This is a genomic window from Streptosporangium pseudovulgare (assembly GCF_014648055.1).
Lineage (GTDB): Bacteria > Actinomycetota > Actinomycetes > Streptosporangiales > Streptosporangiaceae > Streptosporangium > Streptosporangium pseudovulgare.
Genome location: NZ_BMQJ01000024.1, coordinates 17,808 through 30,815, shown reverse-complemented (window position 1 = coordinate 30,815; position 13,008 = coordinate 17,808). Strand labels below are relative to the sequence as shown.

At 73.9% G+C, this 13,008-nt stretch carries 12 protein-coding genes; 3 read left to right on the top strand and 9 right to left on the bottom strand.

Translation table 11 applies throughout. From position 1 onward, the window contains the following. Positions 1-3: 3 nt before the first annotated feature. Together IEZ10_RS33370 and IEZ10_RS33365 are read right to left on the bottom strand one after the other, a co-directional pair. Positions 4-1,020, bottom strand: a complete 1,017-nt coding sequence (locus tag IEZ10_RS33370; protein ID WP_189250506.1) for a radical SAM protein — start codon at positions 1,018-1,020, stop codon at positions 4-6. A 285-nt stretch (positions 1,021-1,305) separates the two neighbouring features. Next, positions 1,306-2,385 (bottom strand): glycosyltransferase family 2 protein, encoded by a 1,080-nt coding sequence (locus IEZ10_RS33365; protein WP_189250505.1) that lies wholly within the window; start codon positions 2,383-2,385, stop codon positions 1,306-1,308. Between the two features lie 726 nt (positions 2,386-3,111). On the opposite strand from IEZ10_RS33365, the gene IEZ10_RS33360 reads away from it, so the two are divergent. Together IEZ10_RS33360 and IEZ10_RS33355 are read left to right on the top strand one after the other, a co-directional pair. Then, entirely contained in the window at positions 3,112-3,795 is a 684-nt protein-coding gene (locus IEZ10_RS33360) for an HAD-IIIA family hydrolase (protein WP_189250504.1), read from the top strand. Further along, the gene (locus tag IEZ10_RS33355; RefSeq protein ID WP_189250503.1) at positions 3,792-4,727 is read left to right on the top strand and encodes a glycosyltransferase; all 936 of its coding nucleotides are present in this window, start codon (positions 3,792-3,794) and stop codon (positions 4,725-4,727) included. The genes IEZ10_RS33360 and IEZ10_RS33355 overlap by 4 nt, the downstream gene beginning before the upstream one ends. Before the next feature lie 31 nt (positions 4,728-4,758). On the opposite strand, the gene IEZ10_RS33350 is transcribed toward IEZ10_RS33355, so the two are convergent. The 7 genes from IEZ10_RS33350 to IEZ10_RS33320 all read right to left on the bottom strand — a co-directional run bounded on the left by IEZ10_RS33350 (position 4,759) and on the right by IEZ10_RS33320 (position 11,699). After that, positions 4,759-5,358, bottom strand: coding sequence for an HPP family protein (locus tag IEZ10_RS33350; protein WP_189250502.1), 600 nt, complete (start codon positions 5,356-5,358; stop codon positions 4,759-4,761). A 276-nt stretch (positions 5,359-5,634) separates the two neighbouring features. Beyond that, a complete protein-coding gene (locus IEZ10_RS33345) occupies positions 5,635-6,399 on the bottom strand; it encodes an SDR family NAD(P)-dependent oxidoreductase (protein ID WP_189250501.1) in 765 nt (254 codons plus the stop codon). A gap of 16 nt (positions 6,400-6,415) precedes the next feature. Then, the gene (locus tag IEZ10_RS33340) at positions 6,416-6,856 is read right to left on the bottom strand and encodes a MarR family winged helix-turn-helix transcriptional regulator (RefSeq protein ID WP_189250500.1); all 441 of its coding nucleotides are present in this window, start codon (positions 6,854-6,856) and stop codon (positions 6,416-6,418) included. Beyond that, positions 6,853-7,083: an NAD(P)H-dependent oxidoreductase gene (locus tag IEZ10_RS33335; protein ID WP_189250499.1), complete on the bottom strand. Its 231-nt coding sequence runs from the start codon at positions 7,081-7,083 to the stop codon at positions 6,853-6,855. The genes IEZ10_RS33340 and IEZ10_RS33335 overlap by 4 nt, the downstream gene beginning before the upstream one ends. Positions 7,084-7,360: 277 nt before the next feature. Then, positions 7,361-8,878: an AAA family ATPase gene (locus IEZ10_RS33330; protein ID WP_189250498.1), complete on the bottom strand. Its 1,518-nt coding sequence runs from the start codon at positions 8,876-8,878 to the stop codon at positions 7,361-7,363. 269 nt (positions 8,879-9,147) lie between these two features. Beyond that, positions 9,148-10,773 (bottom strand): L-glutamate gamma-semialdehyde dehydrogenase, encoded by a 1,626-nt coding sequence (gene pruA, locus IEZ10_RS33325; RefSeq protein ID WP_189250497.1) that lies wholly within the window; start codon positions 10,771-10,773, stop codon positions 9,148-9,150. Then, positions 10,773-11,699, bottom strand: a complete 927-nt coding sequence (locus tag IEZ10_RS33320) for a proline dehydrogenase family protein (RefSeq protein ID WP_189250496.1) — start codon at positions 11,697-11,699, stop codon at positions 10,773-10,775. The genes pruA and IEZ10_RS33320 overlap by 1 nt, the downstream gene beginning before the upstream one ends. A gap of 103 nt (positions 11,700-11,802) precedes the next feature. Here IEZ10_RS33320 and IEZ10_RS33315 point away from each other — a divergent pair, with 103 nt between their 5' ends. Next, positions 11,803-12,870 carry a PucR family transcriptional regulator gene (locus IEZ10_RS33315; RefSeq protein ID WP_229811897.1) on the top strand — a complete coding sequence of 356 codons (1,068 nt, stop codon included), beginning with the start codon at positions 11,803-11,805 and terminating at the stop codon, positions 12,868-12,870. Positions 12,871-13,008: the final 138 nt, after the last annotated feature.

Below are 13,008 nucleotides of genomic sequence, written 5' to 3'. Positions count from 1 at the left end.
CCTTCAGAAGGTGCCGCGGTAGAGCGCGCAGCCGCGGCAGACCTCGGGCGGGTCGTCGCCCATCAGCCGGCGGCGGAACTCCCGGTAGGGCCCACCCGCCCAGATCTCCTCCAGGGACTGGCTGCGCAGGTCCCCCAGGGTGATCCGGTCGTCGCCCATGACCATGCAGCACGGCTGGACCACCCCCTCGCTGGTGACGTACGCCGCCTCCCACGGCCAGGAGCAGCCCGGCTCGCCCGGCCGCCGCCGCGCCGGGCGCTCGTCCAGCCCGGGCAGCCGGACGCGGACGCCGTGCTCCGCGGCCACCGTCTCCGTCTCGGCGAACACCTCGGCCGCACGGGACCGGTCCTCGCCGTTCCACAGCGACTCGGCCTCGGTGAACGCGCGGATCTCCGCGTAGCCGCCGTCGGCGTCCTCGAACGTGTGCGCCAGGTTCTGCACGCGCAGCTCGTCCACGCCCCATCCGGCGAGCAGCCGCACCACGCCGGGCAGCTCGCCGAGGTTGCGGCGCATCGCGACGAACACGACACGCGTCCACGGCAGCCGCGCGCCCGCCGCCCGCTTGGCCTGCCACAGGCCCCGGAGGTTGGCCGCCACCGCGTCGAACCGGCCGCCCTCCCGGATCGCCTCGTAGGTGCCCGCGGTGGCCCCGTCCAGTGAGACGTGCACCCAGTCCACGCCGAGTCCGACCAGCTCCGCCGAGCGGCGGGCGGTGAGCAGCGTGGCGTTGGTGTTGAAGCCGGTCTCGATGCCGCGCCGCTTCGCCTCGGTCAGCATCTGGATCAGATGAGGGTGGAGCAGCGGCTCGCCGAGACCCTGCAGGGTGAGCCGGCGCAGTCCCGGCACCGCGTCGAGGATCCGGCGGAACAGCTCCGGGGACATCGCCCCCTCGATCTTGTTGACCGGAGGGCGGTAGCGGACCAGGCACATCCGGCAGCGGAGGTTGCACGCCGAGGTCACCTCCAGCTGGAGGTGTGACGGCATGGGCGGCACCTCGGCCGCGCCCCTGCTGAGGACCATCATGCAGATGGTTACCCACCAGTACGGCGGGCAAACACGCAGGTCAGATGGGCGTAAGCCGGCCGGGCGGTGCGGGCCGGATCCCGCCCCGAACTCGTCGGCGGTGCCCCGGCCGGCGGAAGCGGGTCGGACGGCGCAGGTCGGGCCCCGCCCCGGCCGGCGGAAGCGGGTCGGACGGCGCAGGTCGGGCCCCGCCCCGGCCGCCGACGGCGGGGACCCGGCCGGCGGCGGAGGCGGGTCAGGCGGCGGAGCCGGGCGCCGGGTCCGGCCCCGCCGCGGCGGCCGTCACCGGCGGGCCCGCCACTCGCCCAGCAGCCGGTGCGCGCAGGCGGCGGGCGGGATGAGCATGCTGGTGAGCAGCGTCTGCCGTATGTCCTGCCGGGTACGCGGCCCCGGGGCGATGTGGGCCCAGGCGGACTCCGCGGTCAGCGCCAGCCAGCCCGCTCCGGCCAGCGCCGCGGCGCCGCGCAGAGCCCCGGCGGCGCGCGGCCCGCCGCGTGCGGCGACACCGCCCGCCAGGCCGCCGGCCAGCAGGCCCAGCGCTCCCAGCCCCGTCGTCAGCGCGTGGCGGCGCAGCCCTCCCGGCCCGCCGCCGACGGCCGTCCGCCAGGCCGGGCCGTGCAGGCGGCGCATCAGCGCGTCGTCGGCGTTGCCGCGCTGGCTGCGCACGTCCGCCCACGGACCGCCGTGCCGGGACGGGTGCCGGGCGACGCGCTCGCCCCTGACCAGGCGGTGACCGGCCGCCGTCACCCGCAGCGCGAGATCGGCGTCCTGCCGGAAGGCGCCGGAGAAGCGCTCGTCGAACCCGCCGGTCCGCTCCAGCACCTCCCGCCGGTAGGCCATGTCGGCGGTGGTCCAGCCGGCGACCGCCCGCCCGGCGTCGCGCCCACCACCGGCCGGCCGCCCGATGGTGTCACGCCTTACGCCGCCCGGCCGTCCGGCCTCGGGCCCGGCATCGGACGGCGCCTCGGCGCGGCCCCGGCTGCCGGCCACGTCGGCGGGGAGGTCCGCCAGGTCGGCGCGGAGCGCCCGCACCCAGCCGGGGGCGGGAATCACGTCGTCGTCGAGGAACACCACCCACGGGGTGTCCGCGGCCCGCCAGCCGGCGTTGCGGGCGGCGGCCCGCCCCCGCCCGCCCGAACGCACCACCCGGATCGGCTGCCCCGCCTCGCCGTCGCGGCCGGGCGAGCGCGCCTCGGCCAGGCCCGGCAGCTCGCACATCACGGCGTCGGCCAGGTCGGTACGGGGGTCGGGCACGTGCTCGGGCCGGTCGTCGACGACGATGACGTCCGGACCCGGGTCGAGCGCGGCCAGCGTAGCGGCCAGGCTGGGCCGGCCCACGGTCGGGACCACCACGGTGATCATGAGGTGAGCACCTCCGCTCGGCGGGCCGGACACGGCTGCCCGGCCGTTGCGGTCGTCCCAGCCTTCGCAGCCGTCGGGGCCTTCAGGGCCGCGCGTCCGCCGGTGGCCCGTGTGGCGGCAGGGTCATGAGAGATCGGATTTACCACGAGAAATCGCATTCCGCCCCCTTTTTGAGGTACGCGCACGACTACCGAGAGAAGCGCCTCCCAAACCTCGGATTTCCGGGAAGAGAAGGTAGACGAAGCGCAAGCCGTGTCTCGTCCTGGTAAGCAGCCGTTTGGTGAGCCCCGGGGCAGGGAAAACGCAGATCATCCCGGGCGGCCCCCCGGGGAGCCCGCGGCGCCGGGAACGCGCCGCCCGCCCGCGCCGAGACGACGTCGCCCACCCCGTCCGGAGGTGCCGCCCGTCCGCTTGAAGGCGCCGTTCACCGGCAGGCGGACCCCGGGCGGAGATCCGCCGCCGTCCGTCCGCTCGGAGGTGCCCTTGCCCACCCGCCCGGAAGTGCCGTCCCCCGGCCCGGAAGCATCGTCCCCCGGTCCGGGAGCGCCGCCGTCCGCCCGCCCGGAGGCGCCACCCCTCGACCCGGAAGTGCCGTCCCCCGACCCGGAAGCGCCGCCCCCCGGTCCGGGAGCGCCGCCCCCCGGCCCGGGAGTCTCGCCGTCAGGGCGGCCGGAGACGGCATCCGTCCGCCCGGGTGAACCCCCGCCCGCCCGCCGCCCGGCCGCGGTGCTCTTCGACCGGGACGGGACCCTCATCGAGGACGTCCCCTACAACGCCGACCCCGGCCGGGTACGGCCGGTGCCGGGCGCCCGCCGCGCGCTTGACCGGCTGCGCCGGGCCGGGATCCCGGTCGGGGTGGTGACCAACCAGTCGGGGGTGGCCAGGGGCCTCGTCGGCCCGGACGCGCTGGAGGACGTCAACCGGCGCGTGGAGGAGTTGCTCGGCCCGTTCGCGGTCTGGGCGGTGTGCCCCCACGGCGAGGATGACCGGTGCGCCTGCCGTAAACCCGCCCCCGGGCTGGTGCTGCACGCGGCGGCCGTCCTCGGCGTCGACGCCCGCGACTGCGTGGTCGTCGGCGACATCGGACGCGACGTGGAGGCCGCCCGCGCGGCCGGGGCGCGCGGCATCCTCGTCCCGACGCCGGTCACCCTGCCCGAGGAGGTGGCGGCGGCGCCCGAGGTCGCCGCCGACCTCGCCGCCGCCGTGGACCTGGCGCTGCGCCCCGCCCCGGCGTTCCCGGACCTCCCCGTGCCCCCCGGCGCCCCGGCCGTTCCCGCCCGCCCGGCCGCGTCCGCGGCCTCCACCTCCACCGCCTCCACCTCCACCGCCTCCACCTCCACCGCCCCTGTCTCCCCCGCGTCCATCGTTCCCGTCGCGACCGCGCGGGCCGACACCGAGGAGCCGGCGTGAAGATCCTGCTGTGGCACGTGCACGGATCGTGGACCACCGCGTTCGTCCAGGGCGGCCACGACTACCTGGTGCCGCTCGTCCCGGACCGCGGCCCCGACGGCCGCGGCCGGGCCCGCACCTTCCCCTGGCCTCCGAACGCCCGCGAGGTGCCGTGGGCCCGGCTCCGCGACGAGGAGATCGACATCGCCGTCCTGCAGCGGCCCCACGAGATCGAACTCGCCGAGCACTGGCTCGGCCGCCGCCCGGGACGCGACCTGGCGGCCGTCTACGTCGAGCACAACACCCCCGCCGGGGACGTCCCGCGCACCCGCCACCCGCTCGCCGGCCGCTCCGACATCCCGCTGGTGCACGTGACGCACTTCAACGAGCTGTTCTGGGACTCCGGCCTGGCCCCCGCCCGGGTCATCGAGCACGGCGTCGTGGATCCCGGGCACCGCTACACCGGGGAGCTTCCCCGCGCCGGCGTCGTGGTCAACGAGCCGGTCCGCCGTACCCGCGTCGCCGGCACCGACCTGCTCCCGCGCTTCGCCGCCGCCGTGCCGCTGGACCTCTTCGGGATGAAGGTCACCGGCCTGCCGTACGGGACCTTCGAGGACCTGCCGCAGCGGCGGATGCACGCCGAGCTCGCGCGGCGTCGCGTCTACCTGCACCCCTACCGGTGGACCTCGCTGGGGCTGTCGCTGATCGAGGCCATGCTGCTCGGCATGCCCGTGGTGGCGCCGGCCTGCACCGAGGCCGTCGAGGCCGTTCCCGCCGGGGCCGGGGTGATCTCCACTCGCGTCGCCACCCTGGTCGCCGCCCTGGAGGCGTTCGCCGCCGACCCCGCCCTGGCCGCGCGGACGGGCGAGGCCGCCCGCGCCGCCGCCCTCGCCCGCTACGGCCTGGACCGCTTCCTGTCCGACTGGGACCGCCTGCTGGGGGAGACGGCCTGACCCTGCGGTCACACCGGCGCCGCCGCGCCGGTCAGGGCTCGGCGACCGCCGAGGGGAGCCGCCAGAGGGGGTACGGCAGACCGGCGAGCCGGTTGATGACGAACCCCTGCGCCGTGATGAGCACCACGGCGGCCATCAGGACGACCAGGTGATCGGGCGTGCGCAGCAGGCCGAGGGCGACGATCAGGGTCGTGGCGCCGGCCGGCGGGTGCGCCGCGTCGAGCAGCGGCATCAGCCCGCAGGTCAGGCCGAGCGCCAGGCCGCAGGCCAGGGCGCGCCGGGCGTCCACGTCCTCCAGGTCGGGACGGGTGGCCAGCAGGCCCGTGACGGCCAGCGCGAACCAGCCGGCGAGAACGCCGATCAGGTGACCGAGCAGGGTGTTGTGCGGTGAGGCCGACGCCGCCAGGGGCGCGTGGAAGAGCAGGAACGCCGTGGGCCCCAGCGAGGGGAACAGGAACGGGGCGTGGCTGTACTCGGCGATGACCGCGAGGATGACCAGCGAGACGAAGCTGTTGACCCCGCAGTACACGGCGCGCACGATCCGCCGCGGGCGGCGCCGCTCCAGCCGCTCCAGCCGGAACGGCCGGAACGGCCGGAACACGGCGAGCCCGCAGACCCTACGCCGGGTCATACGCCGCTTCCGGTCCAGCCGCGCCGTACCGCCACGGCGCCGAGGGTCTCTGAATCGTGGGAGTAGGCGCCCCGGCTGGGGAAGCGCCCCGCCCGCAGAAGCCCCCGGCGGCACCCTCGGAGGCGCCTGGGGGCGCTTCCGAGTGATCGTCGGCCATGCCCGTGTACCTACCAGGGAGCATGGCGGGTCACCCGGGCCGGTTCACAAACTGTCGGTAACGGATCCGGCAGCGGTGGCCCGCGGGGCGGGCGGGGCGAGCGCCTGTGGGGCGGCGGATCAGCCGGGGGAGAGGAAGTGGCCGTCGGTCCTGATCGCCTCGCCGGTGGTGTTGGTGTTGGCGGCCGAGCACAGGAAGACGATCATCCGGGCGACGTCCCCCGGGTGGGTGACGCGCCCGGTCGCCGCGGCGGCGGCGGCCTTGTCGAGGAGTTCCTGCGGCATGGGCCGGTCACCGGGGGTGAAGCCCGGCATGACGATGTTGGTGAGGATGCCCGCGGCGGCCAGTTCCCTGGACATCACCCGGTTCAGGCCGTGCAGGCCCGCCTTGGCGGCGACGTAGGAGACGTTGCCGGGGAAGCCGTCCTCGACCAGGCCGGTGGAGACGTGGACGACGCGGCCCCATCCCTGTTCCCGCATGTCGGCGACGGCGGCGCGGGCGAGGAGGTACGGGCCGACGAGGTTGGCGGTGACCGAGGCGGTGAACCGCTCGGGGGGCGCGGTCTCGAACAGCTCGCCGGGTTCGGGCCAGTCCGGCCAGCGGACGGCGTTGTTGACCAGGACGCTGACCGGCCCGAGCCGGTCGCGGACCTGGTCGACCGCCGCGTGCAGGGAGCCGGGGTCACCGAGGTCGAGCCGCCAGGTGATCGCCGTGGCGCCGCGCCGCCCGGCCTCGGCGGCGGTCTCCTCGGCGGCCTTCAGATTGGTGTGGTAGCCGACGGCGACGTGTGCCCCCTCGTCGGCGAAGGCGAGGGCGGTGGCCCTGCCGATGGTCGTGCCGGCGCCGGTCACCAGGACGACTTTTCCGGCGAGTCCGAGTTGCATGATGTCCTCCCGTGGTTCAGGTGAGGTTGTCGCGAACGGAGTTCAGCAGCCGGATGAGGTGGGCGATCTCGTCGCCGGAGAGCCCGGCCACGGCCCTGCGGTCGGTCTGCTCCCAGGCGTCCACGATCGCGCCGACCACGGCCTCGCCGCGTTCGGTCAGCCGGATCCGGGTCACCCGGCGGTCGCCGGGGTCGGGGACCCGTTCGACGAACCCGGCCCGTTCCATGCGGGTGACCGCCTTGGCGATGGTGGGCTGTTCCATGCCGATCCGCTGGACGAGTTCGGCCTGGGTGGTGCCGGGGTTGTGGTGCAGGTCCACGATGAGCAGCTCCTGCCCCAGGTGCAGGCCCAGTTCGGCCATCCGGTGCTGCAGTTCGGTCCGGTGGGCCCGGGTGACCTGCGCCAGGGCGTAACCGAGCGGCCCGCTCGCGGAGGCGACCTCCCGCCCGGCCGTCACGCCGGCACCGCCGGGCGGGAGGCCGCCACCCGGTCGCGCAGGGCGGCCACGGCCGGCGGGAAGGGGCGCTCGCGGGTGGCGTCCAGGCGGGGAACGGAGGCGTGGTCGTCCCACACCTCCACTCGCAGCGGGGCCTCGGCCAGCCGGAGCGCGGTCCGCGGCAGCGATCGGTTGAGCGAACCCTCACGGGTGCTCCCACAGATCGCCAGAACGTCGATCATTTCCATAGTCGGCTATGCTATAGCCGGCTATGGAAATGCGGCAAGGTCCGGTGCCGCCGCGCGGCGCCGACGGCACCGGCGCCGTTGCCGTCGCGGAAAAGGGTGACGCCCGGGTCTCGTCGTTGAGACCCGGGCGTCACCGCTTCCCAGGGGTGTCCGGACCGGCCGGACCGTGGAAGGTCGGCCCATGTGCGGGTAGCGGTAGTCGGTCGGCGGGACGAACGTCTCCTTGATCGTGCGGGAGTTCACCCGGCGGATCGGGTTGTGGATCGAGCCGGCCTTCTCATGCCCCCAGACCGAGCGGCGCGCCGTCTCCGTAAAGAGCGGCCAGGTCGACCAGGAGCACGTCCGAGCGCCGGGCCGCGGTGGCGACGAGATCCGGATGGAATCCACTCATCGAGAACAGGGTGAGGACCGCTCGATCCGTCTCGTGGCCCTGCCTGGACAGCGCGGCGCGCAGATGTTCCAGACGGGCGAGATCGGTGCCACCGCGGCGGTCCAGTGTCGCCTTCGCTTCACCGATGACGGCGATCCGGGCTCGCGGGTGCCGCGGAAGCTGTCCGAGGGCGAGCGCCAGCACGTCGATCTCGTGTTTCGTGCGGGCGGCCTGGTCGGTGAACTCACAGGTGCCCACATCCCCGGGGAGTCCGTCCGGAAGGATCTCGTGAGCGTAGCGGCGCGTCCATTCACGAGCCAGCGCCTCGAAATGCGGCCCCAGGATCTTGGAATTGAAGGTGGGGGCCGAGACCTTCCACGCCTCGGCGGCGAAGCCCTGGTCGATGACCGACGCCTGGGGCAGGGTGATGAGCTGGTTGAAGCGGATCACCGGATCGGCCAGGGTGATGATCGGGCTGCGGGCCTTGAGCAGATCCTGCTCTCTCGTCACGTAACCCGTCGACTCCAGCACATCCAGGGGATAGGTGACCGCGCCGCGTTCCCTGCCGAGAGCGGCGCCGATCTTGCTCGGTGTCCCGGCCCCGTGCGCGATCGCCGAGAGCAGGTCGTAGTAGAGCATGTGCTGGGTGATGCGCGGGTCCTCACGCAGGAGATACTCCGCCTCCGCCCTGGAGAACACCGCGCGGCCGGGGTTGAGGACCGTCTGTGTCACCCACGTGTCGAAATCGGCCCCGCCGCGGGGAGCCGGACGCCCGGCCAGCGGCAGGTAACCGGGAGCCCCGCCTAGTACGGCGTGCACCCGGAGCGCCACCTCCGGGGACTCGATTCCCCAATACGTTCGTGCAGTGCGGTGGTCGAACGCCTGAAGCCTCAGGTCGATCACCGCCCTGCCGCGGAGCGGCTTGGTACCGGAGAGCAGTTCGTGCATGACGCTGATCGCCGATCCGCACAGGATGAGACGGACCGGTGGGTGATCGCCGAACTGGGTCTCGTCGTACAGGGCTTGAAGGATGCCGGGCACCTCGGGTGAGTGCTGCATCAGGTAGGGCAGTTCATCGATGATCAGTAGGGGGCGTCCCGCAGGTCGGCCGCCGGCGACCACCTGAACGGCGTTGCGCAGCAGCATCCACCAGTCGTCGAAGCGGATGCTCCCGGCCTGGAGCCCCGCGTACGCGGCGATCTCGTCGGAGAACCGGCGCAACGCGGGGCCACGGCCCTCTTCGCGCACCGCCGTCAGGTAAAGGCCGCCCGCGACTTCCGCCAGGGCGTGCAGAAGAAAGGACTTGCCGTGGCGGCGCCGTCCCGAGACGACGGCGATGCGCATGGCGGGCGCCGGGTCGGCGAGGAAGTCGCAGAGCAGGGCCCACTCGCGGTCCCGCGCCAGGAGCCGCACCGGCTTGTCCATCCAGAGCTCTCCTCGGGAAGGGATATCGACTTCAACGGAAACCGTATAACTCCATTTATACAGTAGGAGGTTGCGGGGTCGGCAGCCGTATACGAAGTACGCCGGTCGATCGCCGGACCCGGATGTGGGCTCCCACTCGCCGGGGTGACCTCGGCGCCACCCGGCTCGAGGTCCGGGCGCGGCGGAAAAGGGTGACGCCCGGGTCTCGTCGTTGAGACCCGGGCGTCACCGCTTCCCAGGGGTGTCCGGACCGGCCGGACCGTGGAAGGTCAGCCCATGTGCGGGTAGCGGTAGTCGGTCGGCGGGACGAACGTCTCCTTGATCGTGCGGGAGTTCACCCAGCGGATCAGGTTGTAGATCGAGCCGGCCTTGTCGTTGGTGCCCGAGGAGCGGGCGCCACCGAAGGGCTGCTGGCCGACGACCGCGCCGGTGGGCTTGTCGTTGACGTAGAAGTTGCCCGCCGCGAAGCGCAGCCGCTCCGACGCCGCCGCGATCGCGTACCGGTCACGGGCGATGATCGAACCGGTCAGCGCGTACTGCGAGACGTTCTCCATCTGGTCCATCACCGCGTCGAAGTCCGCGTCGTCGTAGACGTGGACGCCGAGGATGGGCCCGAAGTACTCCTTGGCGAAGATCTCGTCGGCCGGGTCGGCGCACTCGAGGACGGTGGGCCGCACGAAGTAGCCGGTGGAGTCGTCGTAGGAGCCGGTCAGCACGTCGATCGAGTCGAGCGAGCGGGCCCGGTCGATCGCCGCCCTGTGCTTGGCGAACGCCTGGTCGTTGATGACCGCGCCCATGAAGGTCGACAGGTCGGCGGACACGTCGCCGACGGTCAGCGCCTCGGCGGTGCCGACGAGCTCGTCGCGGATCAGCGACCACAGCGACCGCGGGACGTAGGCGCGCGAGGCCGCCGAGCACTTCTGGCCCTGGTACTCGAAGGCGCCCCGGACCAGCGCGGTGGTCAGCACCGCCGGGTCGGCCGAGGGGTGGGCCAGCACGAAGTCCTTGCCGCCGGTCTCGCCGACGAGGCGCGGGTAGCCGCGGTAGGAGGCGATGTTCGCGCCCACCGTGGACCACAGGTGCTGGAAGGTCGCGGTGGAGCCGGTGAAGTGGATGCCGGCGAGCTGCGGGTGGGTGAGGGCCACCTCGGAGACGGCCTGGCCGTTGCCGGTGACCATGTTGATGACGCCCGGCGGCAGCCCGGCCTCCTCCAGCAGCCGCATGGTGAAGTGCGCGGCGAACTGCTGGGTGGGGGAGGGCTTCCAGACGACGACGTTGCCCATCAGGGCCGCCGAGGTCGGCAGGTTGCCGGCGATGGCGGTGAAGTTGAACGGCGTGATCGCCAGGACGAAGCCCTCCAGCGGGCGGTACTCCATCCGGTTCCACACCCCCGGCGACGACACCGGCTGGTCGCTGTAGAGCTGCCGGGCGTAGGAGACGTTGAACCGCAGGAAGTCGATCAGCTCGCAGGCGGAGTCGATCTCGGCCTGCTGCGCCGACTTCGACTGGCCCAGCACCGTCGCGGCGTTCAGCGTCTGCCGCCACGGGCCGGCCAGCAGGTCGGCCGCGCGCAGGAAGATCGCGGCGCGCTCGTCGAACGACAGCGCCTGCCAGGCCGGGGCCGCCGCCAGCGCGGAGTCGATCGCGGCCCGCACGTCACCGGCCGTGGCGTCGGCCGTACGGCCCAGCACCGAGGCGTGGTTGTGCGGCTGCACCACGTCGATGGAGGCGCCGCCGCCCATGCGCTGCTCGCCGCCGATCGTCATGGTCAGGTCGAGCTGGGCTCCGGAGAGCTCCTTGATGCGGTTCTCGAGCGCGGCGCGCTCGGCGCTGCCGGGCGCGTAGCCCAGCACCGGCTCGTTGAACGGAGCCGGGACGTTGGAGATGGCATCCATCACTTGCCTCCAAGGGCGCGGAGAAAGAAGGCGATGTTGGCGGGGCGCTCGGCCAGCCGGCGCATGAAGTAGCCGTACCAGTCGTCGCCGTAGGGGATGTAGACGCGCACGGTGTGACCCGCCCCGGCCAGGGCCTGCTGCTTGTCGGTCCGGATGCCGTAGAGCATCTGGTACTCGTAGCCGCCCCGGGGACGCTCGAACCGGTCGGCGAGGGTCTCGGTGATCGCGATCAGCCGGTCGTCGTGCGTGGCCACCATCGGGTAGCCCTCGCCGCCCATCAGGAGGCGCAGGCAGCGGACGTAGGCCCGGTCGACGTCGGCCTTGCCCTGGTGGGCCACGGAGGCGGGCTCGGCGTAGGCCCCCTTGACCAGGCGGACCCGCGAGCCGGCGTGCGACAGGTCGCGGCAGTCGCCCTCGGTGCGGAACAGGTACGCCTGCAGGGCGACGCCGGTGGAGGGGAAGTCCTCACGCAGCGCGCGCAGGGTCCCCAGCGTGGAGTCGACCGTGGTGTGGTCCTCCATGTCGAGGGTCATGGTCGCCCCGGCGGCACGGGCGGCCTCGGCGATCCGACGGGCGTTGTCCAGCGAGATCTTGTCGCCGTCCGCGCCGAGCGCCTGGCCGACGGCCGACAGCTTCACCGACACCTCGGCGCGGTCGCCGAGCTCCAGCTCGCGCAGCGCGCCGAGCAGCGTGACGTACGCCTCGGCCGTCTTGGCGGCCGCCTCGGCGTCCCGGGTCTCCTCACCGAGGTGGTCGACGGTGACGGCCAGGCCGGCGTCGGCCAGCCGGTGGACGGCCTCCACCGCCTCGCGGGTGCTCTCACCCGCGACGAAGCGGTCGACGACCTTGCGTGTCAGGGGGACGCCGGAGACCGCGCGCCGCACGAGCGGCATCCGCGAACCGGCGAGAAGAAGGGAACCGAGCATGTTTCCATGCTAAAACCGCAGGTCAGCAAAGGCGCATGTGCATGTGCAACGATCAGCTGGCGGCGCTTTCCGACATTTGTCCAAAGTGCCGGACAATGGAACGGTGCTGCAGGAGACCATCGACGAGATCGCCGCCCGGCTGGGGGCTTCGGCCACGCTGGAGGACCGCTCCTTCCAGCTCCTCGCCTACGGCGCGCAGAGCGGCGACATCGACGAGGTGCGCCAGGAGTCGATCCTGCGCCGCCGCGCGACCCCCGAGGTGCGGGCCTACTTCGAGGGGTACGGCATCGCCGCGGCGCGCGGCCCGGTCCGCATCCCCGCCGACGCCGCGCTGGGCGTGCTCGCCCGGGTGTGCGTGCCGCTGCGCCACAACGACGTCACCTACGGGTACCTGTGGCTGCTCGACGACGGCACCCTCGGCGACGACGCGCTCGCGTCGGTGGCGCCGCTGGTGGCCCGGGCCGCCGCGATGCTCGCCCAGGAGGCCCGCCGCCGCCAGGATCTCGGCGGGAACCTGCGGGGGCTGTTCTCCTCCGACGCCGAGGAGCGCTCCTGGGCGCTGTCCAGGCTCGACCTGCCCGGCCCGGTGGCGGCGATCGCCGTCCGCGGCTCGCTGGACCGGGTGGCCGCGCTGTGGGCCCTGCCGCGCGCCGTGCTCGCCGATCCCGGCGTGGTCGGCGAGGGCGAGTCCCTGGTCGCGCTGCTCGCCCCGGCCGGCCAGGCCCGGGAGACCGCCTGCCGGGTCCAGGCCATGTACGGCACGGCCGCCGGCGTCGGCGGCGCCCGCGGCGAGCCCGCCCAGGCGTGGCGGAGCTGGCGGGAGGCCGTCAGCGCGCTGAAGGTGGCCGACCGGGTGCCGGCCCTCGCGCCCGTCGCGTCCTGGCCCGACCTCGGCGTCTACCGGACGCTCGCCCGCCTGCCCCGGGACGCCCTGCGGGAACTGGCCGAGGAGACCGCGGCGCTGGCCCGCGACCCGGAGGTGGCCAGGACGGTGGAGGAGTACCTCGACCGGGCGGGACACGTCCAGCAGACCGCGGCGGCGCTCGGCGTGCACCGCCAGACGCTCTACTACCGGCTGGCCAAGGCCGGGAGGATCACCGGCCGCGACCTCGACGACGGCGCGGACCGGCTGCTGGTCCACCTCTCCCTCAAGGCGGCCCGCCTGCTCTGAGCCCCGCCCCGCCGGGAGCCCGTCTGCTTTGATCCCGTCGGTGCAGTGCCGTACGGGCCGCCGGGGCGGGCCGGGAGCGGACCGGCGACCGGGCGGGGGCAAAAAAACAGGGCCCCGAAGGGCCCTGGCTTTCGAGTC

What these genes read in the sequence shown, in the direction of transcription:
- IEZ10_RS33370 (WP_189250506.1), bottom strand. Translation starts at nt 1,020, where the DNA reads ATGGTCCTCAGCAGGGGCGCGGCCGAGGTGCCGCCCATGCCGTCACAC.
- IEZ10_RS33365 (WP_189250505.1), bottom strand. Translation starts at nt 2,385, where the DNA reads ATGATCACCGTGGTGGTCCCGACCGTGGGCCGGCCCAGCCTGGCCGCT.
- IEZ10_RS33350 (WP_189250502.1), bottom strand. Translation starts at nt 5,358, where the DNA reads ATGACCCGGCGTAGGGTCTGCGGGCTCGCCGTGTTCCGGCCGTTCCGG.
- IEZ10_RS33345 (WP_189250501.1), bottom strand. Translation starts at nt 6,399, where the DNA reads ATGCAACTCGGACTCGCCGGAAAAGTCGTCCTGGTGACCGGCGCCGGC.
- IEZ10_RS33335 (WP_189250499.1), bottom strand. Translation starts at nt 7,083, where the DNA reads ATGGAAATGATCGACGTTCTGGCGATCTGTGGGAGCACCCGTGAGGGT.
- IEZ10_RS33330 (WP_189250498.1), bottom strand. Translation starts at nt 8,878, where the DNA reads ATGGACAAGCCGGTGCGGCTCCTGGCGCGGGACCGCGAGTGGGCCCTG.
- pruA (WP_189250497.1), bottom strand. Translation starts at nt 10,773, where the DNA reads ATGGATGCCATCTCCAACGTCCCGGCTCCGTTCAACGAGCCGGTGCTG.
- IEZ10_RS33320 (WP_189250496.1), bottom strand. Translation starts at nt 11,699, where the DNA reads ATGCTCGGTTCCCTTCTTCTCGCCGGTTCGCGGATGCCGCTCGTGCGG.